Source organism: Bacteroides sp. ZJ-18 (assembly GCF_011038705.2).
In the GTDB taxonomy this organism is placed as follows: domain Bacteria; phylum Bacteroidota; class Bacteroidia; order Bacteroidales; family Bacteroidaceae; genus Bacteroides; species Bacteroides hominis.
Genome location: NZ_CP072198.1, coordinates 2,693,633 through 2,719,160, shown reverse-complemented (window position 1 = coordinate 2,719,160; position 25,528 = coordinate 2,693,633). Strand labels below are relative to the sequence as shown.

16 protein-coding genes and 1 tRNA gene are annotated in these 25,528 nt (G+C 37.9%); 4 read left to right on the top strand and 13 right to left on the bottom strand.

Annotated features, from left to right (window positions below):
• Window positions 1-16 precede the first annotated feature (16 nt).
• The 8 genes from G7Y45_RS10815 to G7Y45_RS10780 all read right to left on the bottom strand — a co-directional run bounded on the left by G7Y45_RS10815 (window position 17) and on the right by G7Y45_RS10780 (window position 14,790).
• A complete protein-coding gene (locus G7Y45_RS10815) occupies window positions 17-3,340 on the bottom strand; it encodes a TonB-dependent receptor (protein ID WP_165015396.1) in 3,324 nt (1,107 codons plus the stop codon).
• 569 nt (window positions 3,341-3,909) lie between these two features.
• Entirely contained in the window at window positions 3,910-5,352 is a 1,443-nt protein-coding gene (locus G7Y45_RS10810; protein ID WP_032538178.1) for an alpha-L-fucosidase, read from the bottom strand.
• A 246-nt stretch (window positions 5,353-5,598) separates the two neighbouring features.
• On the bottom strand, window positions 5,599-7,215 hold the full coding sequence (locus G7Y45_RS10805) for a RagB/SusD family nutrient uptake outer membrane protein (protein ID WP_165015394.1): 1,617 nt from the start codon (window positions 7,213-7,215) through the stop codon (window positions 5,599-5,601).
• A 25-nt stretch (window positions 7,216-7,240) separates the two neighbouring features.
• Entirely contained in the window at window positions 7,241-10,492 is a 3,252-nt protein-coding gene (locus G7Y45_RS10800; RefSeq protein ID WP_032539452.1) for a TonB-dependent receptor, read from the bottom strand.
• 459 nt (window positions 10,493-10,951) lie between these two features.
• Window positions 10,952-11,398 (bottom strand): YhcH/YjgK/YiaL family protein, encoded by a 447-nt coding sequence (locus G7Y45_RS10795; protein WP_005776497.1) that lies wholly within the window; start codon window positions 11,396-11,398, stop codon window positions 10,952-10,954.
• A gap of 12 nt (window positions 11,399-11,410) precedes the next feature.
• Window positions 11,411-12,649 carry an MFS transporter gene (locus G7Y45_RS10790; protein ID WP_005776496.1) on the bottom strand — a complete coding sequence of 413 codons (1,239 nt, stop codon included), beginning with the start codon at window positions 12,647-12,649 and terminating at the stop codon, window positions 11,411-11,413.
• 15 nt (window positions 12,650-12,664) lie between these two features.
• Window positions 12,665-13,849 carry an AGE family epimerase/isomerase gene (locus tag G7Y45_RS10785; protein ID WP_165015391.1) on the bottom strand — a complete coding sequence of 395 codons (1,185 nt, stop codon included), beginning with the start codon at window positions 13,847-13,849 and terminating at the stop codon, window positions 12,665-12,667.
• A 23-nt stretch (window positions 13,850-13,872) separates the two neighbouring features.
• Window positions 13,873-14,790: a dihydrodipicolinate synthase family protein gene (locus G7Y45_RS10780; RefSeq protein ID WP_005776494.1), complete on the bottom strand. Its 918-nt coding sequence runs from the start codon at window positions 14,788-14,790 to the stop codon at window positions 13,873-13,875.
• Between the two features lie 298 nt (window positions 14,791-15,088).
• On the opposite strand from G7Y45_RS10780, the gene G7Y45_RS10775 reads away from it, so the two are divergent.
• The gene (locus tag G7Y45_RS10775; RefSeq protein WP_005776492.1) at window positions 15,089-16,297 is read left to right on the top strand and encodes an ROK family transcriptional regulator; all 1,209 of its coding nucleotides are present in this window, start codon (window positions 15,089-15,091) and stop codon (window positions 16,295-16,297) included.
• Here G7Y45_RS10775 and G7Y45_RS10770 read toward each other — a convergent pair.
• The 5 genes from G7Y45_RS10770 to G7Y45_RS10750 form a co-directional block, all read right to left on the bottom strand.
• A complete protein-coding gene (locus G7Y45_RS10770) occupies window positions 16,294-16,758 on the bottom strand; it encodes a WbuC family cupin fold metalloprotein (RefSeq protein WP_005776491.1) in 465 nt (154 codons plus the stop codon). The genes G7Y45_RS10775 and G7Y45_RS10770 overlap by 4 nt on opposite strands.
• A complete protein-coding gene (locus tag G7Y45_RS10765) occupies window positions 16,755-17,288 on the bottom strand; it encodes a UpxY family transcription antiterminator (RefSeq protein WP_005819503.1) in 534 nt (177 codons plus the stop codon). The genes G7Y45_RS10770 and G7Y45_RS10765 overlap by 4 nt, the downstream gene beginning before the upstream one ends.
• Window positions 17,264-18,376, bottom strand: coding sequence for a Wzz/FepE/Etk N-terminal domain-containing protein (locus G7Y45_RS10760; protein ID WP_032530691.1), 1,113 nt, complete (start codon window positions 18,374-18,376; stop codon window positions 17,264-17,266). Before G7Y45_RS10760 ends, G7Y45_RS10765 begins: the two co-directional genes overlap by 25 nt.
• Before the next feature lie 5 nt (window positions 18,377-18,381).
• A complete protein-coding gene (locus tag G7Y45_RS10755; protein ID WP_005809019.1) occupies window positions 18,382-20,931 on the bottom strand; it encodes an SLBB domain-containing protein in 2,550 nt (849 codons plus the stop codon).
• A 114-nt stretch (window positions 20,932-21,045) separates the two neighbouring features.
• Entirely contained in the window at window positions 21,046-22,950 is a 1,905-nt protein-coding gene (locus G7Y45_RS10750; protein ID WP_005776487.1) for a nucleoside-diphosphate sugar epimerase/dehydratase, read from the bottom strand.
• A 198-nt stretch (window positions 22,951-23,148) separates the two neighbouring features.
• Here G7Y45_RS10750 and G7Y45_RS10745 point away from each other — a divergent pair.
• From G7Y45_RS10745 to mltG, 3 genes are all read left to right on the top strand, one after another.
• A tRNA-Thr gene (locus G7Y45_RS10745) sits at window positions 23,149-23,221 on the top strand.
• A gap of 152 nt (window positions 23,222-23,373) precedes the next feature.
• Window positions 23,374-24,249, top strand: a complete 876-nt coding sequence (locus G7Y45_RS10740; protein WP_005776486.1) for a DNA/RNA non-specific endonuclease — start codon at window positions 23,374-23,376, stop codon at window positions 24,247-24,249.
• 160 nt (window positions 24,250-24,409) lie between these two features.
• Window positions 24,410-25,447: an endolytic transglycosylase MltG gene (gene mltG, locus G7Y45_RS10735; protein ID WP_005776484.1), complete on the top strand. Its 1,038-nt coding sequence runs from the start codon at window positions 24,410-24,412 to the stop codon at window positions 25,445-25,447.
• Window positions 25,448-25,528 lie beyond the last annotated feature (81 nt).

Here is a 25,528-nt window from a genome sequence, read left to right as displayed (position 1 = left end):
TTTGTCTTTTTTATATTTAGAAAGAAACATTAATACCAAAAATCACTGTACGAGGTAATGGATATCCTCCATTATTATCTGCTTTTTCCGGTGAGAATAGGTGTTTTGCTTCTGTCAAATAGCCTAAGTTCTGACCTGTAATAGATAGTTCCACATTGCTCAACTTAGCTTTTTGCGCCCATACAGATGGTAATTTATAGGATAATGAGAGTTCACGCAGCGCCAGATAATTTCCATTATAGGCAAACATGGATGAGCTACGGCAATAATTACGTTTACCCAATTGATCGGCCCATACATAAGTTGGATATTTAGCATTCGGATTTTCAGGAGTCCATGTATTTTTGGTCTCCTCAATGGTATTATAAGTACCTTGAGCACATGCCATGATCCACATTGTTTTCCAGTCCACTGCGGTGAATCCCAATGCATAGTCGAAACGTGCAGACAAGGTAAGGTCCTTCCAGCTTACAGTAGTATTGATACCTCCTGTCCATTTAGGAACAGTATTCCCAATTTTCACCATGTCATAATTATCAATAACTCCATCACCATTTACATCTTTCCATTTCACGTCACCCGGCTGAATCGGAAGGGCATTGGCTTTTTGAGAATCTGTTAATTTATTGTAACCTTCTGTTCCACCATAAAGAGGACGGCCACTTGAACCGTTATTACCTGTTGTCAAGTCAATCAAGTTAGCCGGGATTTCGTCTTGAGATTTATAAAGTCCTTCTGCCACAAACATGTATAGATCGCCCGGACGTTGTCCTTCCTGATATCCACCAACCCACATTTTTTCATCTCCGTTTCCAGTATAAACCTGATAAGCACTTTGACGATTTCTTTCAAGTCCATTGTCCGGCAAAGAAACAACCTTGTTTTTGTTCAAAGCACCATTCCAGTTCAAGTTCCACTTCCAGTCTTTGGAATCAATGATCCGGAATCCTAATTCAAATTCAAATCCTTGATTCTGGAACTCACCATTGTTTGAAGTAACAGAACTTACACCTGAAGTAGACGGTACTGTGATATTAGCATATTTATCACTAGTCAAACGGTTGTAATATGTCAAGTTAGCATTGATGCGATTTTCCAAAAAGCCCATATCTAAACCGACTTCAAAAGTTCTCGATTTTTCCCACATCAGATATGGGTTAGGAATGCTGCTTAACAAGAAACCGGTTGAACCATTATAGCGATTGCTGCCATAAGCTCCCTGAACTGTATAGTTTCCAACAAAGTTCTTGTTTACATTACCATTTAAACCAAAGCTGGCACGTAATTTACCGAATGAAAGAATAGATGCTGTGTTTTCCATAAATTCTTCTTTACTGAACACCCATCCCGCTGATACACCCGGAAATACTCCCCAACGGTTTTCTTTAGCTAATTTGGAATATCCATCCCGTCTTAAAACCAAAGAAAGCAGATACTTAGATTGGTAGTCATAATTAACACGTCCAAAGAATGACATAATACGTTGACGAGAATGTGAAGAGTCTATAGAACGCATTCCTTCCTCTTTTGAGGTGTATTCCAAATCCATAAAATCATCGGTGGGAGCTCCAGAACCAGAAGCACTGAATCCCTTGCCGTATGAATCATAGTATTCAAAACCAACCATTGCATCCAAGAAGTTGTCCTTATTGATCTGATAATTATAGTTCAATACGGCATTATATGTTTGGTCTAAAGTACGGCTATATGAAGCAGAGGTGGCGTGAGATGTAATCAAGTTACCCGGAGAGCTCAAATAGTCTTTATTAAAAGCTTCTGTTTTTTCTTCGGAATAATACCAGATGGCTCCTAATTTCAATGAGAGACCTTTCATGAAATCAATTGTGAAAGATTGATTCATCGTAAACTTATCCGTATTATTATCACGAACGAATTGCTTAAAATTGTATTGTTGGTTACCATCACCGGAGTTCGGTCCTAATAGCATATCTCCATCTGCATTATAACCACGGAAAGTAGGAGGTAATGAAAGACAGCGTGAGAAATAGTTAGCCTCAGCTGTTTGCGATGCAGGAAGTCCGTTCCAGGTCGCATCTGCAAAATTGAAACTTGAATTAGAAGTTAACCATTCCTTAAGTTTATAATCAGCATTAAAAGTAAAAGTAATTCGTTGATACCAGTTACCTACTGCTGTACCCTCACTCTTATTGTAGCCCAAGCCGGCATAATAACTTCCTTTATCATTACCACCGCTTACGCTTAAGTTATAATCCTGAGAGAATGAAGGTGTGTTTATATTAAAATCGGCAATGTCTGTATTTTTATAAATAATTTTATCTCCATATACCGGGTCAATCATAGTCTGCCATCCTTGATTGAGCAGAAAAGATAGATTATCTGAATAGATCATCGGACTCCAAATAGCAGAACTTGTTTTATTTCCGTCTAATGGCGTTACACCATCCTTGTCAAAATATAAATTACCTGTTCCATAAGGAGTTGCAGTAGTCAATCCGCTTAGAGAAGACCATCCTTTCACATTAGCGCCGTCCGGGTGTTTCATATCTCCAACGTAAGCATTCATATAACCTGTACGCATCCAATAAAGGTAATCACCGGCATTCATAAAGTTATAAGAATCCTTGAAGTAGTTCAAGCCAAACTTTGCTTTTAGATTTACCTCTGCTCTACCCGCCTTACCACGTTTTGTTGTTACAAGTACTACACCATCATTAGCACGTGCACCGTAAATAGCAGTTGCACCGGCATCTTTCAACACCTCCATTGATTCAATATCATCCGGATTAATATCACTCAGCGAAGAGCGTACCTGACCGTCAATTAAGATCAGTGGAGAACCGGAACCATCAAAGTTCGTACCACCACGGAGTACTAAAGTTGGAGCACTACCCGGATTACCCGAAGTCTGACTTACTGACAAACCTGCTACAGCACCGGAAAGAGCTTGAGCCGGATTAGTAAACATACCTTGTTTTAAAGTTTCCTCTTTTACTTTGGCTATGGAGTTAGTCACTTTAGAACGCAATTGTTTACCGCCATAACCTGTTACAACCACTTCATCCAACATTTCAGAATCTTCCTTCAACTTAATATTAAAAGAATTTCTGCCCTTTACATCGATCGTTTGAGGCTGATAACCAACATAAGAGACTTTGATCTTTCCGTTGGGATCGACCATTAATGTAAACTTGCCGTCAATGTCGGTAATTACACCATTGGTGGTACCGACCTCGACAACACTTGCTCCGATGACTGTTTCACCGCTAGCATCCGTAACCACGCCTGTGATTGATTTCTTTTGCGCCATGGCTCCGATGGAACATAACAAGCACAAAATCAAGAAGATGGTTTTCTTCATAAGTATTGCTTTTTGAGTTAATAATAAAGATGTTTATATGTGTTTTTAAAACTGTTTGCTAAGTTCTATCGGGACGGTAGGCGAAAAATGGAAGGAGAAGAGAAAGGGAGTAAGCAGAAAAAAAACTGATATACAGAGATATACAATTTGTTTTTTAAGCCCCAAAAGGCTAATATAAGTGAGAAAATAACTTTTTTCAGACGGTAGACTAATGGTATAAAACAACAGATAAATGTTATAAAAATGCAATATAAACATTACTGCGGACAAGAACAGGGGAAAAAGAAAGTTATTAGAAATAATATTGATAATTATTTACAATACATACATTTTAAGACAATAGAAAAAGCAATGCCACTATTAACATTTTATAGTACTAAGTGACGGATACTTGAAGGAAAATAAATTCAGCTATACTTATAGAGATAATTATTTAAAGAAAAAGCTTCATAGAGTTTATATTTAAGGCAGTACCCAAGTATACAGAAAGATACTCAGATACTGCCTTTTCAATTTGTGCAGCATGCTCGTGCAACAAAAAAGAAACTAATCGGTTTTATACAATATACCTATCGATCTTTTTTATTTTCTATATTGTCCAATTTAAGAACCCATGCATAATCACAAGGTAATTCATCTGCGTACAGAGAAGGCATTGTGATTTCAAGATCATTACCTTTTTGTTTCCAAAGGACTTTCTTATCTGACCCTAATAAAGCAATCTTAGTCTTATTCCTTGTTTGAACGTTTTTCAACACAATTTTATTTTTAGGATATTGAGGTAAAATAGCGTATACGTTTTCTCCCTTTTGGGTGAAAAAAACTTCTTTTACCGCATATCCGGGCTCCGGATCGACTGTCTGTTTCAATATAGCATCTCCACTGACGTAATGCTTCTCTTTTGATTTCCACTCCCTGTTACCCTTAGTCCATTGGCATGAACGGTTCCAAGCGCGTGTCCCATAAATCGCTTCTCCGTTTACCTGCAGCCATTTACCTATCTGCAACAAGCGTTCCTGCATTATAGGAGGAATTTTGCCATTAGCGTTTGGACCAATATCCAATAGTAAGTTTCCACCTTGGCTAACTATGTTTGCAAGCGTCAATATTAATGCTTTCGGTGAAGTGTAATCTTCCAAATCTTCATTCTGATTATATCCAAAAGAGAGGCCAATTCCGCGGCACTCTTCCCATGGCTTATCAAAAGTACTGTTAGTGCTGCTATATTCTCGTGTATAATAGTCACCATGTTTTCTGCCGGTGTTATTGGCCCAGCGGTCATTGACCACGATGCTGTCTTTTACCGGAGATTCTGAATACAACCAAGCTAATGTCCTTTCAGCTTGCCACTGTTTGTCATTTATCTGATCGGGACCGTCAGCCCATATCAGATCCGGCTTATAACGATTTACCAAATCTTGTAATTGCGGAAACCAATGGCGTTCATAAAACAAATCCATTGTCTCTTTATTATAAAGTGGATTATCCCATTCTCTTAAAGAAAAATAGCATCCGACTTTGATATCCGTTTTCCGTAACGCATCTACATATTCTCCCACCAGGTCACGATGTGCTCCTATTTCCATACTATTCCATGGCCGTCCATAGCTGGTAGAAGCCTCTTTACTTGGCCATAACGCAAAACCGTCATGATGTTTTGTAGTCAATACTACATATTTTGCACCAGAGCATTCAAATAGTTTAGCCCATTCATTGGGATCGTAACTAAGAGCTTTGAACATAGGAGCGAAATCGGCATAGGTAAAATCTCGCCCATACATTTCCAAGTGGTAATCAGATACTTCCGTACCTTTAAAATCCCCATTACCCATTAGTGTTTTGTTATCGAGCCAATATTTATACCATTCAGAGTACGTCCCTTTGGGCGACCAAGCAGGGACGGAATACAACCCCCAATGAATGAAAATGCCAAATTTGGCATTTTCAAACCACGCCGGAACCGGACGCTTGTCAAGCGATTCCCAGTTCGGTTGATAGCTGTTTTGAGCCATTGAGGAAATAGCAACTAATAAACAAAACAGAAATAACCATTTTTTTTTCATATAACCTGTTTATTAAATATAAAATTAAAAATATAATGCAATATTAATAAAATTAATCATATTTTGAAAATATTCAACTATTATTTATTAGTAATGACATATCTCCCGATATGTCATTACACTGAGAAGTCATAAACCAAACTAATAAATATGACTTTTACTATCAATCATTAAATACAATTTCCAGAAAAAACATTATTTGTATCCGGGAGTTTGCTTAATTTCCGGATCCTTATCAAGCATTTTCTGTTCTATCGGCCAAAGCACTTTATAAGCCTCTGTAGCTTCATTCAAAATAGGCTGACCATTATTCTTTAAATTGGCTTCTTTGCAGAAAACTAAATGTTTTCCACCTTTGGTCAGAGTCATGCGTAATACATCCCACCACCGTTGTCCTTCTTGGACAAACTCTTTGTCTTTCTCGTGTAAAATAGCTAATTCATTTTGTGTAAAATCACCTGCTTTATAAGCATATATATTTTCATCCCAATTTTCCGCATATGCACGTTTACGAACTAAATTAACATATTTTTCTACGTTGGCATTATCACCTTCCATATTGGCTATTTCAGCTAATGAAAGATAAACCCACGGCAAACGATAAAAAACATAATCACCACAATAAACACGGTTACCCTCTGCGTTGATATAACCTATATTCTTGCAAACATGGGTTCCCCACAGAGCCAGATTGTTTTCGGAATCTTTCTTATATGACACCATGAAAGTCGCATCACGGCGTGTATCCTTCACATCAAACAGCTGAAAAAGTTCTGGAATATATTCATACCATTGCGCTCCGCCTTTTTTGGCATCAAACGGGTCATCCCATTTAGAACCGTCAGCACGATAACCAGCTTTATCAATTTCACCTTGATTCATATATACATAATTGTTATTGCCGTTTGTAGCTTCTCCTTCGGCATAACGTATAGCAAATATTATTTCGTCATTGCCTTTGTGGGACTTGGCTTCAAATACATTTGCAAAATTATCCAGCAATTTTAAACCATAGTTATTAGCTACATTTTCCAGATGTGATTTAGCGATTTGTAAATCAGCTATATTAGCTTCATTGTCACCTGTAGTAACTTTTGAAGTCCATAAATAAACTTCGCCCATCAGACACTCTGTAGCGGCTTTGGACCAATATACTTTCTTACCGCGGTTATATGGATCGAAATTGGTTACATTGCCAAAGTACTCTATTGATAAATCCAGATCTTTTTTTATTTGCGTCATAACTTGCTTGGGGGTAGCACGAGCCATATACAATTTATTGGGATCAAGTACTCCATCTATCACTTCTACATCAAGTCGCAGAGGTACTCCTCCATAGATACGATAAAGCTCAAAATAAATAAAAGCACGCAAGCCATAGGCTTGTCCCAAATAAAATCTCTTCTTTGCTTCATCTACATAATCGGCTTTGCTTACACGGTCAATAAATAAATTGAGATTGGCTAAACGTCCATAATGCCCACCAAAGTTCGTTACACCGGTGTTATCTTTATCAAAATTCTGCAGTATAATGCTACCGCCATTTAGCGCATTACCATCAGAAGCATTGCCACTTTTATAAATGCCGCCTCTCATTTCTCCAAATGTGAAAATATGCTGTCCAGCCACATCACGTATATGTTTATGAATACCATCCATATAACCTGTAACTTGAGCCTCCGTAGTCCAATATGAACCACTACCATAATAATCAATTGGAGATAAGTCTAATAAATCACTACACGAGGTAGTCATAAGCCCCGAAGTGGCTAATAGAACACCCGATATAATAATAGATTTTATATTTTTCATATGCTTGTTTATTAATTATGAGTTATTAAAATGTAACATTAATACCGAAAAGCAATGTACGTGGCAATGCATAACCAGAGCCCGCCTTTGAAACTTCGGGGCTTGCTACATTAGCAGAAGTTATGTATCCCAAATTCTGACCTGTAACCGATACATCCAGTTTCTGGCAATATAACTTGCGGGCAAGTGCCTCAGGCAAAGAATAGGATAGTGATATCTCGCGAATTGCCAAATAGTTACCTTTATAAGCGAACATGGTTGAAGTACGGTAATAATTTGCAGTGCCTAACTGGTCGGCCCATACATATCTTGGATACTTGGCATTTGGATTTCCTTCAGACCAAGTATTGAATACATCGGTTGTAGTATTATATCCACCTTGCATACATCCTAAGAACCAAGGTGTTGTATTATCGTAAATCCAATAATCCAAACCAAAATCAAAGCGCCCATATAGTGTCAAACCTTTCCAACTCAAAGTTGTGTTAAAACCGCCAAACCAACGAGGAGTCGTATTACCAATTACAATTTGATCATAAGAATCAATTTGTCCATCTCCATTAATGTCTTTCCATTTCATATCACCCGGTTCGATCTGGAGAGCTTTCGCTTTTTCAGCATCCGATAAAGCTGCATAAGCTTTAGGACCATATTGATATTTACCTTGATAATTGCCTGTTTTAACTACTAAATCTCCAGGAATTTCGTCCCAGCTTTTATAAATACCTTCTGCTTTATATCCAACTAAGATGCCAGGCTCTTGCCCTTCCTGTTTACCTCCAACGAAAACGATCTCATCTACCAGATTCCCTTTTTCGTCCATAATTTTACGCCCTGTATAGATTTGCTGTCCATCTATACGATTTTTAGGCTGCCCATTATCAGGTAAAGAAACAACCTTATTTTTATTATATGAAATGTTTCCTCCCATTTTCCATGTCCAATCTTTTAGCTTAAGAATGGTACCGGATAACTCTATTTCAAGACCACTGTTACGAAAATCTCCATTATTGTTTTTCACTGAAGAAAATCCGGTAGTAGTGGGCAAACTTAAATCAGCATACTTATCCATAGTCAAACGATTATAATAAGTAAAATTTGCATTTAAGCGATTATCAAAAAAACTCAAATCCAAACCAACTTCGGCTGTACTTGTTTTCTCCCATTTTAATCCTGGATTGGGAAGAGAGCCAATTAGGTACCCTACATTTCCATTATACTTCTGAGAGTTATAGGATCCTTGTAAAGTATAGGCTCCAATGCCTGTAGCATTACCATTCACACCATAGCTGGCACGCAACTTACCAAATGAAAGATCTGGAATGGCACTTTTAATGAAATCTTCCTTTCCGAAGACCCATCCCGCTGAAACACCGGGGAAAAAGCCCCAACGATTATTTCCCAGCAGAGAAGAATATCCATCATAACGAAATACTCCCGACAGTAAGTATTTTCCCAGATAATCATAATTCAAACGTCCAAAGTAAGAGAGAATACGATATTGACTGTGCCAGGAATCAATTCCCCGCTTCCCTTTATCCGAGCTTGTCAAACCCAAGTCCCCAAAATCATCAGTCGGCGCACCCGAACCGGAAGCACTGAATCCCTTTGTCTTTTTGTCGTAATACTCCGAACCTAACATGATGTCAACATAATGGTTCTTCGCGAACGTATTATTGTAATTCACAACGACATTATAGGTTTGAGAAAAGTCCCGCTCAAACTTTGCAGAAGTGCTTCTTGATGTTTCAAATTTCCCGGGAGCAGTCTCATAATCTTTTGTAAAACTTTCATACACGCCTTCTGAATAATACCAGTTAGCATTTCCTTTAATAGTTAGGTTTTTCATTGGCTTAATTTCCAGAGACTGAATCATCGTAAACTTATCAGTCTGATTGTCTATTAGCCATTTGTCAGGCTGATAAGACTGATTTCCGTCACTCGAATTGGGACCTAAAACCGGATTTCCATCTTCATCTTCATAACGAACCGTAGGAGGCAAAGACATAATTCGACCGAAATAATTACCCTCATCACCCTGAGAACCAGGCATAGAGCGCCAGTTAGCACGGTTGTAGTTGAAGTTTGAGCTGGCTGTCATCCAGTCAGTTACTTTGTAATTACCATTGAACACAAAACTATATCGTTCATAAAATGAAGAAATAGGGAGTCCTTCAGATTTGTTATATCCTAATCCGGCATAATATGCCCCTTTATCATTACCACCAGACATATTTATATTATAGTCTTGAGTAATAGATGGATTGTTTAAATTATAATCTGAAGGTTTAATGTCTTTATAAAGAAGAGTAACAGACTGATCAATAGGATCTTGCATTTGTTGCCAACCTTTATTTAACAAAAAATCATTCTCCTTATTTTTAACCAGCAAATTCCAAACCAAATTATCACCGTATTTATTGCCCGTTCCATATGCAGAAGCACTATTAAGTGACGATTTATTAGCCCATGGAGTTGTATTGTATGCTGTGCGCAGAGCTGTAATAAAATCTTTAGCACCTAAAAACTCATAAGGGTTATTGACATAATTTAGCCCCACCTTTGCTTTGAAATTGATTTCACGATGTCCCGCTTTTCCCGTTTTGGTTGTAATCAAGATAACACCATTACTGGCACGTGCACCATACAAAGCAGTGGCACCGGCGTCTTTCAGAACTTCCATAGATTCAATATCCTCAGGATTTATATCACTTAGAGCACTTCGTAATTGTCCGTCAACCATGACTAAAGGTGCACCGCTTCCGTCCCAATCAGTACCACCACGTAGTACAATACTTGGGGTGCTGCCGGGATTACCGGAACTCTGTGTCACTTTTAGACCAGCCACCGCACCGGATAATGCTTGGGCCGGATTTGAGAAAACGCCTACTTTTAATGCCTCCTCATTCACTTTGGTAATAGAACTGGTCACTTTCGAACGAAGTTGCTTACCACCATATCCCGTGACAACAACTTCAGCTAACATTTCAGAGTCCTCTTTTAACTTGATATTAAAAGAGTTTTTGCCTTTCACATCGATCGTTTGAGGCTGATAGCCAACATAGGAGACCTTAATCTTCCCATTCGGATTTACCGAGATCGTAAATTTTCCGTCAATGTCGGTTATAACACCATTGGTGGTACCGACCTCGACAACACTTGCTCCGATGACTGTTTCACCGATAGCATCCGTAACCACGCCTGTGATTGATTTCTTTTGCGCCATGGCTCCGATGGAACATAACAAGCACAAAATCAAGAAGATGGTTTTCTTCATAAGTATTGCTTTTTGAGTTAATAATAAAGATGTTTATATGTGTTTTTAAAACTGTTTGCTAAGTTCTATCGGAACCCCAGCACATTATTACTCTCAAAGCATTAAATAGGGAGAAACATTATATTACTATTAATCAATTATTTATAATCACATTTATAAATTAGATACAAATACATAATGCATATATTTAGTCTATTAAAAGACAGTATCATAATAGTCATTCTCTCTAAAAAGACATTTACCTTATATAGAACATAATAACACTGATTATAAGCAATATATAAATAGAGGAGAGAGAATCTTATAATAAGAAACTCTCTCCTCTCCCATTTGCATAGAAAAAATAAACATCTATCAAATCAATGATGATAGAAATTTACATAACAGCTCTATAATAAAAAACGCCTGGATTATTAATATTAACAATCCAGACGTTTTTTTTATTATACGTTTAACAAACTACAATTTAACTTTTGCTATAAGTTTACGAATCTTACCTTGTCCGATAAGGGGAGCATGGGGATCCTCCGGATATACAATCATGAATTGTCCCGGGAGCAAATCAACGAATGTAGTAGGCACATCAGAGTAAAGAGCACAATCCCCTTCTGCCGCATAAGGTTTCATTTCACTCTTTAGATCTTCAATAGCTTTCCAGCCTATAGTCTCTGTTCCTTCCAACAAAATATGTACATCAATGTAATCGCGATGTAACTCCAAAACTTGTTTATCGCGTGTAACACACTCAGGATTCACATTATTAATAAATAAGTTATCACCATCTATCTCAATTCGTCCTAATTCGGCATGAAGTAAATCATGTGTTTTTACGTAATCAAACAGAGTTTTAAACAGTGGGTGAAGTCCTTCTACCCTTTGGCTGTTCTGTAAATTAGATACAATCATTTCCTTTTATTTTTATTCCATATTATCTGTTTTCGGACGCAGGAAGTAGAGTTGTACTGCCAGTGCTATAAATACAATGATAGCCAACATGGCAAAACCTAAACCTAAATTTCCACCATCGGTCCACTTACCCAGCAAATCTGTGATAAATGCTCCTGCAAATACTCCTGTCATATTCATGATGCCATATGCTGTTGCACGATATTTAGAAGAAACGAACTGACAAAGAATAGGCATATTATTAGCATCAAAAATACCATAGCCGATACCAAATAATAACCCAGCCCCAACAACAGCAACAAAACTATGCCCAAATCCCAATAATAACAAAGAGGGAATCGTCAATCCCAAACCAATTGCACCGGTATATACACGCCCACGAATATTTTTTTGTACCCATTTATCAGAAAGAGTACCACCTAAAATTACACCAATAAATGAAGATAGTGCAATTGTTATAGTCGACATAGGTCCTGCCTGTGACATTGGAATATCAAGGTTTTCAGCAAACAAAGTTGGAAGCCAATTTTTAGTAGCCCATCCCGGCAAACTAGGAGCCGCAAAATAAAGCAATATAACCCAGAAAGCTATATTACTGAATAGTAATGATAAGCCTTTAAACAAACCTGCTTTCTCGCCATTCTTGGATGAAGGTTCCGGACGTTCTACTTTAACATGCTCTTTTTTATCTCTTAAAAATAATACCAAAACAAAGGCATATGCAATACCAATAATACCAAACCAATGAAAAGTAGTATGCCAAGAGAAAGCAGCCGCAACCGTAGCGCCAAAGCCACCAATAGCCTGTCCGGTATAAAGTCCGGTCATGTGAATACCAACCGCCAAAGAACGTGATTTTTCACCATGATAATCAGCAATTAAAGAAAGGCCGGCCGGAATATAAAGAGCTTCGCTCACTCCCATCAATGCACGTAACCAAAAGACTTGATTAAATGTTTCTGCAACTCCCATTAAATAGGTCACAAAAGACCAAACAAAAAGACTGCCAACAATCAACCATTTACGATTCAGTCTATCGGCAATCATACCAGAAATTGGGCTCATAAGACCATAAATCCAAAGGAAAACGGCCATTAAACGGCCAAAATTAGTTGCCGACTGAAGTTCTACAATATCTACTTGCATAGCATCTTTCATCGTGCTAAGCATTTGTCGGTCCATATAATTGAGTAGGGCTACCCCCCATAGGAGGGCAACCACTATCCAAGGATAAATTTTTGAGTTTTTCATGATATAAATAAGAGATTATTTTTCTGACAGCAATTCCTGACAAAGTGCATAGCCTTTCGTCATCATTCTAGGAATGTGGAATGGTCCCTTAAACAAATTTCCTTTTGCAGGCTGAGAAATTGTTCCGTCACGATGAAGATAACCGTACCATTCACCAAATTCCGGATCAGGGAAATGGGCATAAGTCCAATCACTGATTTGTTTATGCATAGCCAAATATTTTTCATCTTTAGTAGCTTGATATGCATATAATGTTGCAATAATGGCTTCTGTCTGTGGCCACCAGAACTTCATATCATGTGCGTAATCTTGCGAAGGCAGGTTTCGACAGTCACGGAAGTTTATAATACCTCCAAATTCCTTATCCCAACCCCATTCCCAGGACCAATCAAGAATCGTAAGCGCTGTATCGACCATCTCTTTATCCCAATTACGACTCTTAGCTTCTTCAAGAATAAACCACGAAGTCTCGATACAATGCCCAGGATTAATGGTACGAGTAGCATTTGTATCAATAAATTCTCCATTGGGACCTACTGTTTCAAGCAAAGCTTTAAACTCCGGATGCATGAAGTCTTTACGCAAAATGGCTATAGATTCCTCTATTTGTTGATCAAGAACCGGATCATTAATAGCAGCACGAATACGTGAAGCTACATTAATAAGAATCATAATAATAGAGTGTCCTTTCATCTGTACGCGTTCACAATATTTCGGTTCCAGAATTCCAGGAGTAGAAAGAAAGCGCCGGATATCATTGAACAGTTTCAAGGCTTTAACAGCGTAATTATGATCGCCCGATGCGATAGCATATTCCGACATCGCAATGGCAGCAAATGTTTCAGAGAAAACATAACGACGTTTACGAATAGGCAAACCCGTTTCAGTCACTTCAAAAAACATACGCCCATCTGTATCGAAACAATGTGCTCCAATAAAATCAAGGGTACTTTTCGCAGCTTCCAGCCATTCTGAATTATGTTCAATGTGATTATATGCATATGAACATGTAAAAGCAAATCTCCCTTGGAACCAAACAGATTTGGTTGTATCCATCAGCTGGCCATCTCGGTCTACGCAGGTATAAACACCTCCGTTTTTGCGATCCCAACCATATTTCATCCAAAAGGGCATGATATTGCTTATCATGTCATTTTTATAAGAGTCAGACCATGTCTGTAGATATTCTGTAGTATTCATAGCAATTGCAGTATTAGTTTATCTTAAAACTTATTGCAACGATCAAAGAAATGAATAGCCTCTAACTCAGCTTTCATACGTATTTCTTCATCATCTGTCATATTCTGGAAAGGAGTACGATTCTTACCTAAATCCAATCCTATCAATTTCATAATCCGCTTTCCACCTACAATATTTCCTCGGAAATGACAGATTACATTAATAACTTCCTGAGAGAAATTCTGTAATTCGCGCGCTTTATCAAGATCTCCGGCTTTCCATGCTTCTATAATACCAACCAGATTTACACCATTATAATTGGTAGTTCCTCCAATGCCGCCTTGAGCACCACCCATAGCCAGACATGGAAGAATGGTTTCATCTTGCCCATGCAGCATATCAAATTTACCTCCTTTATACAAGCGGCACTGATTGTATTCATACATACTCTCAAAAGTATATTTAATTCCCGCAAAATTCGGAATACGTCCATCTACTGCCTCCAGAAATGAAACCATTGATAAGAATGCTCCATTAAATGCAGGAATATGATAATAATAGAATGGAAGATTTGGAGCGCCACAGGCTATTTCTTCACAGTATTTCACGAGTTCTTCGACACGACCCACTTTCGGAAAAGGAGGAGCCATAGCGCCAATTCCCCATGCACCGATTTTCTGAGCATGTTCGGCAAGCTTACGACTTGACTTTACACAGCAACTACCTACATGTACAATTACCTTAAATCCTTCCGGTGAAACTTCTACCCAACGTTCGGCGAGTTTCATACGTTCTTCATCGGTTAACATATATCCTTCACCAGAAGATCCATTAATGAATACACCTTGCAGACCGTTCTTTACTAACATCTTAGCATATGCTTCAATGGGTTCATAATTTACTTCTCCATTTTCATAAAACGGAGTAAAAGGAGCATTGATCAATCCAATAATCTTTTCCATGATAATTTCGTTTTTATATTAATGATATAGAATTTTAATATGGATTAGGAACTAGTTTTTCATAATACACTCGTAATATCCTTAGCATATCGGTACAAATATACGCATATTTATTAAACAATCAACATATAATAAAATATTTTATTAATAAAAAGAAGATTCAAATATCCGCTTAATAAAATTCATTCACTATTATTATCAATTAAAAACAATAGAGAAACATCTTTTCACCCTGAAAACTCAGAATTAATAAACAAATTAACTATCTTTGTAGATATTACCAAAATAATTAATCTATATGAAACAACATCTTTTAAAAGAAATAGAACTAGGAACCAAAAGCGCTCTTCTCAAAAAGAAAATTATTACACATTATATATATAATGGCAGTTCAACAATTACTGACCTGTCTAAAGAGTTGGATCTTAGCGTCCCCACAGTTACAAAATTTATTAGTGAAATGTGTGAGGAAGGCTATATTAACGACTACGGTAAATTAGAAACAAGTGGAGGGCGCCATCCTAATTTATATGGCCTAAACCCGGAATCCGGTTATTTCATAGGAGTTGATATTAAAAGATTTGCTATTAATATCGGTTTGATAAACTTCAAGGGCGACATGATGGAACTTAAAATGAATATCCCTTATAAATTTGAGAATTCAATAGAGGGATTGAATGAATTATGCAAACTCATTTCAAACTTCATAAAGAAACTGACAATAGCCAAGGAGAAAATACTGAATATCAATGTAAACGTTTCAGGTCGTGTCAACCCGGAGTCCGGATATAGTTTCAGCCAGTTTAACTTTGAGGAACGTCCATTATCAGAAGTCTTGGCAGAAAAATTAGGATATAAGGTCACTATAGACAATGATACACGCGCCATGACCTATGGAGAATATCTAAAGGGATGCGTAAACGGTGAAAAGGATATTATTTTCGTAAATATCAGTTGGGGATTAGGTGTTGGAATTATTATCGATGGCAAAATTTATACCGGCAAATCAGGATTTTCCGGAGAGTTTGGCCATACCAGTACTTTTGATAATGAAATCATTTGTCATTGTGGCAAAAAAGGCTGTCTTGAGACCGAAGCTTCTGGTTCCGCACTACACCGTATCTTGTTAGAACGTATACAAAACGGAGAAAACTCTATTTTATCCAGCCGTATAGGAGATGTCAATAATCCTATAACACTGGACGAAATCATTGCTTCTGTAAACAAAGAAGACCTTTTGTGTATTGAGATAGTGGAAGAAATTGGGCAGAAACTAGGAAAACAAATTGCCGGACTTATCAATCTCTTCAATCCAGAACTTGTCATTATCGGTGGAACAATTTCACTTACAGGTGACTATATCACCCAACCTATAAAAACTGCCGTCCGCAAATATTCACTTAATTTAGTAAACAAAGACTCAGCAATCGTAACATCAAAACTTAAAGACAGGGCAGGTATCGTAGGAGCTTGCATGCTTGCAAGAAGCAGAATGTTTGAGTGTTAAAACTCAAGCATTCGCTCCATAAATAATCGGGCAGCCTCCTTGTCAGCAACTGGAGGTGCCCAAGATGCCAGATTCTCCGGAGTAAGAGGTACAAAAGGCCCCTGCTTAATCTCATAAATAACCGTTCCTGATTCCAAGACAATAATAGTATGCCATACGCAAGGAGGAATTTCAATTCCATAACGACCTTGAGTCGGATTCAGATTGACCTTTTCCATTACATTACCCTCATCATCAAATAAAATAGCCAATAAGCTCCCTCGTAAAACCAAGTAAACTTCTTCCTTATCCGGGTTTTTATGGCGATGAGGGGGTAAATAAGTTCCAGGCTCTAAAGCATTCAACATCCTATGAATAGCAGCTTCCATGGATTCATGGAAATTATAATTCATTCGAAGACGTGAATTCTCCTTAGCCTGATCAGTTACTCTATCAAGAAGTTCTTCGGTAATCAGTTTCATTGTTTTTCTTTTGATACTACACAATCTACAGATACTGTAGCCAAAGCACATCCCAACCCTTCAATCCGAAGTAACAACTTATTGTTTCCCTGACATTCAACTAATTCAGCCACTAATCCCTGCAACTGTCCACGAATCACCTGTACAGTAGCTCCTGGAACAAAATCTGTAGGCGCGAACTCAACCAATTCATGGGAACGTTCTATCATCGTTCTGAAAGTTTCCATCTGCACCTCAGGTATAGAAACATATCGTCCCTTTTCCTTCAACAAAAAAGTTACACCATGAATACTGGTTACTTGTGCAATCTCTTCAGAGGAGATATATACAAATAGACATCCCGGAACAACAGGAATAAAAATCTTTTTCTTACGGTTGTTCCACATACGAATCACTGGCTGAAGAGGCAGGTAGTTATCAATACCTATCTTATCCAGTTGTTCCTTCACTTTCTTCTCTGCTCTTGGTGCCGTATATACAGCATACCAACAAGAAGCATTTTCTTTTATTTTTCTGGCTGTTTCTTCCATCCGTTCAATAAATCTTTAACAAAGAGAATCCATCCTATACTACCAACACCCGCTAAGAATACAAAACCAATTAAAATCATGATTTTATTAGGTTTAGCCGGTCTCAAAGGGACTGTTGCAGGTTGTACTACAGTATAAACAGGAGTAATTTCCTGTACTTTAGCTTTCGCTACTTGCAATTGTTGCGCCACTTGAGTGAACACTCCATAAGCTAAATTTACCTCATTTTGCAAGCGCTCTTGCTCTGTACGAAAACTCTGCATAATGATATTCTGGTTGCCATCCATGAAGTGAGCATATTTCTGCTGAGCCTCATAGTAGTTCCCCTGAGCTTCATCAAATAGTTTCTCCGTAAAAGCCAAATCATGACGCGCTTTATTTGTGCGATAATCAGTTATATAATTTTGCAAGCAATGCATTACTGTATCTGTTAAAGCTGCAGAAATTAACGGATCCTGCATTGTTACAGAAAGTGTAGTCACTCCTGTTTTCTTATCTACTGAAACAGATATACGATGACTCAAAGCATCTGCAATCCCGGCCTGATCCGGAGTCAGACAAAAAGGATTTATTTTTGCGTCTCCAAGTTCTTCCGGTGTATCTTTAAACAAAGAAACCACCCAACCTAATGCTTTAAAAGGAGCTGATGCAATCGCCCCCCACCATGGAGATCGCTGATGTTTATCCAAGTACTCATATAGAGTCGTATTAATTTTGCCTTTCTGGTCAGTCACTTTTACATCAAACATTTCCAACAAGAATGGCGTAGAGCTGACAATATCCGGATATAATTCGGGAGAAAGAGCATCTTCTCCACTTGAACTGCCAATATTGATACCAGCCATAGCAGCTAATGCTCCCATACCTCCTGTAGATGACTTACTACCAGTCTCAGGCGCCAGCGTCACACTAGTAGAATATTCTTTGGGAATACTAAAAGCTACCACAAGGCCTACCAACAGGGCAATCCCACAAACTTTAAATACCAATTTCCGACCAGCCCAAACTTTCTGAGCCAACTCTATCAAATCGATCTCTTGTTCTTCAGGTTGTGGAGTCGTTTTATTTATATTCTTATCTTCAGTCATAGTCATTACTTAAAAAGGTTAACCATAGTTGCAATCATAGTAGCTAATGAAGCCGCAGAAGTACCCATTCCTATAATTTCGGCTGCCGACATTCTCTTCTTCGGATCCTTACTTGGCACAATAATCTCACATCCCGGTTCTATTGCCTTGGAATTACCTGTACGCAGACGAGAAACGGTACCATTCATATAGACAACAAAAGCTCTTTTCTTTTTCGCAAGACTTGCAAAACCACCAGCCTGATTAATATAGTACTTCAAACTTTCACCCTTCTTATACAAGACTGTATTAGGATACATTACAGCACCATTGATTTTTACTGTACTTACATATTCCGGCACGAACAGAATATCACCTTCACGCAACACCATATCAAAGTCCGATCCGGGATTAGCCAAAGCCTTTTCCAATTCTATACCCACAGAATAAGTATCAGAAACATCCAGTGTCTTGACAGAGATAGAATCAGCCCCACCTTTATTAGCCATGCGGAGCGCATCTTCCTTGCGCCGTAATTCCTCTTCAGTCATTTTACGAATCAAACGCGCACCTTTTACATAAGCATCTTGAGTAATCCCACCGGCCTTGGCAATCAAGTCACTAAGGCGTTCATTCTTTTTCGATAACGCATAGCGACCACCAAATAAAACTTCACCGCCAACCGTAACATTTTGTTGTTGATGATAAGCAGGACTACGACGAATATACACCTCATCAAAAGGCTCCAAATGGAAATCCTGATCGCCTCCAACAAGGAAACCATCCTTCAACTCAAAAGAGAAAGTCTTACCAACCACATTGCTCAATTCTGTACTTTTTGAATTTTTAATTCGACGGGACACATCAACACGAGCTGTTGAAGCAGCTTCTAATAATCCACCGGCCTGCAAAACAAGATCCTCAACCGACATATTCGACGAGTATAAGTAAGTACCCGGATTGGCAACCTCGCCATGAATAGTAAGTGTCGCTTCTTCTTTCAAATCTTCAATACTTGGAATATAAAGTATATCATTCTTCTGAAGAGGAATATCAGCAACTGTGCCATTCAACAATCCCTTCAGATCAATTTGAATCATTTCATGAGTAAGGTCGTCGTTTTCACGATCGATAATGGCACGATTCAAAAAAGCATCTCCTCTTACCCCTTCAGCTTTCTTTATTAGCTGTTTTACAGTATTTACAGTACCATCAATTTGATACATACCGGCACGATAAACAGCTCCACGGACTTCTACACGATTCTCAAAACGTTCTAATACCGAATCAACAGCTAAAACGTCTCCATCATCCAGTTTAAATACCGAATAGTCCATTTCGTCCACATTATATACTTGATGTTCACGACCCGTTTTACGAATCAGGCGTATAGCTTTCTTATAAGCATCTCCAGTGAATCCTCCTGAGTATTTCAAAATAGTAGCCATCGTCTCAGAAGGTTTCATTTCATAAAACATTGGTCTTTTTACCTTGCCAGTAATTTGTACTAAGGATTCATAAGGATCAACAATAACCACATCACCGTCTTGCAAGCGGACATCGTCATTCAATTTACCTTTCATTATAAAATCGTAAACATCCAAATCGGCTATTTTCTTACCGTTACGCACGACTTTGATACTACGCAGACTACCGATCTTATTAACGCCACCAGCGCGATACAAAGCATGGAATACAGAAGAGAATGCCGAGAGCGCATAAGTGCCCGGTATAGCCACTTCTCCCATAATACTGATTTGGATAGTACGTATATTCCCCAATGTTAAATCGACAGAGGTGTTAGGGTTCGGACCTGAAATGCCGGCATAGATTTTTGAAAATTCACGACGTACCGTGTTATTAGCTTCACGAACAGTCATCCCGCTTAAATAAATAGGACCGAGATTATCAACTAAAATACTGCCCTCTGGCGAAATAGTCTGTCTTATTGTTGTCTGAGAAGCTCCCCAAACATCTATAATCACCTCGTCTCCAGGACCCAAGCGATAGTTTACAGGAGTAGCAATATTTACATTAGGCTCAAATGTAAGATTCTCGTTAGTGAAGATATTATGTCCAAAAATCTGTTGTGTCGGATCCTCTTCCGGTTTCATCATATATTCATCAGACCAATCCTCTTCATACATCATGTCCTCATCAGTCATTTCCTGATTATCATCGCCCATACCCCGTTTATTTTTCTGGTTAGCCGATTGACGGAGACCTTTTATATTTTTCTGATTCTTTTGATTTTTCTGATCCTTCAGGTTTTTCTGAGAACGATTCGAATAGTCACTTTCATCATTTTGCTGAGTACGTGTACGAGACCTTGTTGTATTCTGGTTACTCTGTGTACTTGTACTACCATTTCCATTTTCATATTTTTCCTGAATACGCTCGACCTGTTCCTTCGTAACGCCTCTTCTCATCAACTCTGTTGTAATCTGCTTCTGAGTTTTACCCATCTTTTGAGCATCTTTTACATACTGTACGACCTGATCATCGGACATTTGCTGAGCTACAGCTACACCGGATAAGGTAAAAATCAAGAAGAATAGTGTAATAAATCTACGCATAAGATATTCTGATTAATCTTTAGTGTTCCTCTAATAAATTATAAACCGGGCACAAAGGTAACATATTATTTTCATAATATACATTTATTTCATTCCTAAGTTTTCGAAAATAGATTAAAAAGAGGCTTTATCCAATATCTCAAACTCAGAATTCTTACTAACAAACTCTGGAACGATCTTTTTCATAGAAGCAACAATGCCCATGGTGTCGGAAGTATAACTCAAATCTATTAACCTTTGAATTTCTTGCTTTATCTCCTCATAATCATATTCACGAACTTTTGCTATCATTATTTTTTCATGATAAGTAGGACAAGTAGACTCTTTTACATTCAGCAACTCTTCATACAGCTTCTCACCATGTCTTAATCCGGTAAACTCTATTTTTATATTTTTCTGCCCACTTAAATAAATCATTCTTCGCGCCAAATCAACAATCTTCACAGGATTACCCATATCAAAAATATAGATTTCACCTCCATTTCCCATGCTTCCAGCCTCCAATACCAACTGACAAGCCTCTGGAATAGTCATAAAATAACGTATAACCTGAGGATGTGTCACAGTCACCGGACCACCCTTTTCTATCTGCTGCTTAAATCTGGGTATTACAGAGCCATTTGATCCGAGTACATTTCCAAAACGAGTTGTAATAAACTTCACTTGTGCCCCATCTTTTGCATATTTAGATAACTTACGAGCAAGGGACTGAACATAGATCTCGGCAAGCCTTTTACTGCACCCCATAACATTGGTCGGATTAACAGCTTTATCTGTAGAAACCATCACAAACTTATCTACGCCATATTTCACAGCCAAGTCGGCCATAATGCAAGTTCCCAATACATTCACCTGTATCGCTTCAGACACATTATCCTCCATCATTGGCACATGCTTATAAGCAGCAGCATGAAAAACATATTGCGGCCGATACTCCTTATAAATATACTCCATCCTCGTTCGATTAGTTACATCAGCCACCAACATTTTAGCATCAATATCCCGCCAATTATCCAGTAATTCTAATTGCACATTATGTAACGGAGACTCCGCCTGGTCAACCAAAATCAACTTATATGGGTTCAGCCCCGCTATCTGCCTAACCATCTCACGTCCTATAGACCCAGCAGCTCCCGTGATCATAATCCGCTTCCCTTCAATGTGTGAAGATATTTTCCGGATATCAACATGTATTGGATCCCGTTGTAACAAATCTTCAATCTGTATATCTTTTATTTGCACGCCTTGCCTTCCAAGATCATTGATAGGAGGTACTGTAAGAATACGGATATCTTCAGCTATCAACCGATCAATCATGCCGGAAGTTTCAAGGCGATGTACTTTCTCGGAAGAAACAATAATAGCCTCGACTCTTTCTTCTTCTAATATATCAAACAAAGACTCATTATTCGCGTATACCCGGCAACCCATTGTTTGCTTCCCAATAAATCCCGTATCATCAGAAATAAACCCTTTCAATCTAAAATGATTACTTCTACTAACCCGTAGCGATTTGGCAATATTAATACCAGACCCTTTTGAACCATAGACAAAAACGCGAATACTGTGCCTACGATCAAAAGTCATCAACTCATGTATCATTTTCACCAAGATTCGCAAACAAACCATCAAGGAAAAATTAACTATATAAGCTGTAAGAATAACACTAATCGGCAGAACTTCTCCTCCACTCCACCCTATCCAAAGCAAATTGCCGATACAAACAACAAAATAGCCCAGAGTTAAAGAAATAAAAATACGAGAAATGTCAATAAAGGAAGAATAGCGAATTACTCCTACATAAGTACGATTCAGATGAAAGAAACACACATTACATATTACGCAGAATAGAGTTGTCCACACCCATAGTGAGAATTCAAAAACTAACACAGACAAACCTATTTGCAAAAGGCTCGCCAAAAACATTGAAAAAATCACTAAAAGAACATCGACAGCAAGTATCAGCCATTTTGAAGCAACTCGTGATGAAAGATACTTATAATAAAATCGTATATTCATAGTAATATAAAAGTAGATTTATCAGTAAATATGCAAAGATGAGTTTTAATATTTGAATCTACAACTATTTTCTAATTTAATCCTCAACCTTTTTATTTTATAAACATTTCAGAGAAAATATCACGAAAAAAGTATAGATTCATTTTGTTTTTAAAAATAAAGATGTAATTTTGCACGCCGTAAACGATAAAATGCAACGCCGCTATAGCTCAGTTGGTAGAGCAACGCATTCGTAACGCGTAGGTCGCCAGTTCAAGTCTGGCTAGCGGCTCTTTTATTATCCAAAAGGTGTAACTTGTATATAAATACCTGTTACACCTTAATTTTATCCATACAATAGCTGCTAACAATAATCATTGGAATACAACAATGCCTACGTACCCACATATTACTCGAAATTTCAAGCTTTAAATTTTCAATATCATGAAAAACAAGCGAAAAAAGTCGTCTAAAAAATATCATAGAAATTCGTTTAAGAGTATTTTCGGAATAGCTCTATTTGCAATCTTACCTTTAATTTATGGAATCTATCTTTGCATACCGGAGATTCAGACTACCCTCTTTCAGACAATAAAGGAATCAAAAGAGAAAGCTGTACCTAACTGTTTACGTTATGAGAATCTGGAGATTCCAATTTCTCAACACTCGCTAAACGGACAGCTGGTTTGTCACAAGGGATACACTGTATCTTATAATACAATCCAAAAGATTCCAAACTGGGTAGCTTATGAACTCACCCGACAAGAAACAAAGGGAAATGCCCAAAGAAACAATCAATTCCTCGCCGATCCTTCTATCAAAGGCAATATGGCAACTAATTCTGATTATTCACATTCCGGATTCGACAAGGGGCATATGGCCCCCGCTGCCGACATGAAGTGGAGTAACGAAGCTATGAAAGAGTCTTTCTATTTCAGCAATATATGCCCGCAACACCCCGAATTAAACCGGCGAAAATGGAAAGACTTGGAAGATAAAGTACGTGAGTGGGCAGTAGCCGACAGTTCCATCTTCATTGTCTGCGGTCCGATAATGAATAAAGAATCCCATACAATCGGCAAGAACCAGGTAACCGTACCAACAAGATTTTTCAAGGTCATCCTTTCTCTTTACGGTTCTCCCCCCAAAGCTATTGGATTTGTTTTCAACAACGAACCTGCAACAAAACCACTACGAAATTATGCAGTCTCAGTTGACAGCGTTGAACAGCTCACCGGCTTAGATTTCTTTTCTCCTCTTCCCGATTCTTTAGAAAATAAACTAGAGAGCCAAACAAATATCGCTTTGTGGAAAATATGAACGGGAACAAAAGCGTATATCAAAAACTAAAAATGAAAAAGTAAATACCCCTAAAAAGTAAATAATAACTAAACAGACAGAAAACATTTATTATCCAAGAACAAACATCTTTGAAATCTTCTTAACTTTGGCACAACTTTATAAATAGTGAATATTCTATATGAATAAGAAAAGAAAAAATATATTTTTCAGCATACTGGCTATTATTCTCTTCATTGGCATTGCTGGTTCCGGAATAGTTTATTACTATTTGTTCTATCCTCAATTTCATCCAAGTAAAACCACTTATATTTATATAGATCGTGATGACACTACAGATTCTATTTTCAACAAAATAAAAAAGCAAGGAAATCCTCATAACTTTGATGGTTTTAAATGGATGGCCCATTTCCGTGAATTTAGTAAAAACATCCACACCGGACGTTACGCTATCAAACCGGGTGATAATGCATACCACCTATATAGTAGGTTATCAAGAGGATACCAAACACCTGTCAATTTGACCATCGGAAGTGTACGAACTCTGGACAGATTAGCCCGCAGCATAGGAAAACAGTTAATGATTGACTCCACTGAAATTGCTACAGCGTTATACGATCCCGCTTTCCAAGAGAAAATGGGATATACGAAAGCTACCATGCCTTGCCTTTTTATCCCTGAAACCTACCAAGTATATTGGGACATCAGCATAGAAGACTTTTTCGCCCGGATGAAAAAAGAACATAATAAATTCTGGAACGAGGACCGACGTTTAAAAGCTAAAACAATCGGAATGACACCTGAAGAAGTTTGTACATTAGCCTCCATTGTAGAAGAAGAAACTAACAACAACGATGAAAAGCCGATGGTTGCGGGATTATATATAAACCGTTTACATACAGGTATGCCTCTGCAAGCTGATCCAACAATCAAATTCGCCTTACAAGATTTTAGTCTGCGCAGAATTACCAACCAGCATTTAAGCATACAGTCTCCATATAACACTTACCTGAATACGGGTCTTCCTCCGGGCCCTATCCGGATACCTTCTCCCAAAGGGCTTGATAGTGTATTGAATTATGTAAAACATAACTATATTTATATGTGTGCCAAAGAAGATTTTTCGGGTACTCATAATTTTGCTTCCAACTATGCAGACCACATGGTTAATGCAAGAAAATACTGGAAAGCGCTGAATGAAAGAAAGATTTTTAAGTAATCCCGTGATAAAATGATCTTAAAAACGTATCTTTGCCCGATATTATAACAAAATACGTGATTAACACCAAAAGAAAATAAG

What these genes read in the sequence shown, in the direction of transcription:
- G7Y45_RS10800 (WP_032539452.1), bottom strand. Translation starts at nt 10,492, where the DNA reads ATGAAGAAAACCATCTTCTTGATTTTGTGCTTGTTATGTTCCATCGGA.
- mltG (WP_005776484.1), top strand. Translation starts at nt 24,410, where the DNA reads ATGAATAAGAAAAGAAAAAATATATTTTTCAGCATACTGGCTATTATT.
- G7Y45_RS10760 (WP_032530691.1), bottom strand. Translation starts at nt 18,376, where the DNA reads ATGACTGAAGATAAGAATATAAATAAAACGACTCCACAACCTGAAGAA.
- G7Y45_RS10805 (WP_165015394.1), bottom strand. Translation starts at nt 7,215, where the DNA reads ATGAAAAATATAAAATCTATTATTATATCGGGTGTTCTATTAGCCACT.
- G7Y45_RS10815 (WP_165015396.1), bottom strand. Translation starts at nt 3,340, where the DNA reads ATGAAGAAAACCATCTTCTTGATTTTGTGCTTGTTATGTTCCATCGGA.
- G7Y45_RS10770 (WP_005776491.1), bottom strand. Translation starts at nt 16,758, where the DNA reads ATGAAACTGATTACCGAAGAACTTCTTGATAGAGTAACTGATCAGGCT.
- G7Y45_RS10790 (WP_005776496.1), bottom strand. Translation starts at nt 12,649, where the DNA reads ATGAAAAACTCAAAAATTTATCCTTGGATAGTGGTTGCCCTCCTATGG.
- G7Y45_RS10775 (WP_005776492.1), top strand. Translation starts at nt 15,089, where the DNA reads ATGAAACAACATCTTTTAAAAGAAATAGAACTAGGAACCAAAAGCGCT.
- G7Y45_RS10765 (WP_005819503.1), bottom strand. Translation starts at nt 17,288, where the DNA reads ATGGAAGAAACAGCCAGAAAAATAAAAGAAAATGCTTCTTGTTGGTAT.
- G7Y45_RS10810 (WP_032538178.1), bottom strand. Translation starts at nt 5,352, where the DNA reads ATGGCTCAAAACAGCTATCAACCGAACTGGGAATCGCTTGACAAGCGT.
- G7Y45_RS10755 (WP_005809019.1), bottom strand. Translation starts at nt 20,931, where the DNA reads ATGCGTAGATTTATTACACTATTCTTCTTGATTTTTACCTTATCCGGT.
- G7Y45_RS10785 (WP_165015391.1), bottom strand. Translation starts at nt 13,849, where the DNA reads ATGAATACTACAGAATATCTACAGACATGGTCTGACTCTTATAAAAAT.
- G7Y45_RS10780 (WP_005776494.1), bottom strand. Translation starts at nt 14,790, where the DNA reads ATGGAAAAGATTATTGGATTGATCAATGCTCCTTTTACTCCGTTTTAT.
- G7Y45_RS10740 (WP_005776486.1), top strand. Translation starts at nt 23,374, where the DNA reads ATGAAAAACAAGCGAAAAAAGTCGTCTAAAAAATATCATAGAAATTCG.
- G7Y45_RS10795 (WP_005776497.1), bottom strand. Translation starts at nt 11,398, where the DNA reads ATGATTGTATCTAATTTACAGAACAGCCAAAGGGTAGAAGGACTTCAC.
- G7Y45_RS10750 (WP_005776487.1), bottom strand. Translation starts at nt 22,950, where the DNA reads ATGAATATACGATTTTATTATAAGTATCTTTCATCACGAGTTGCTTCA.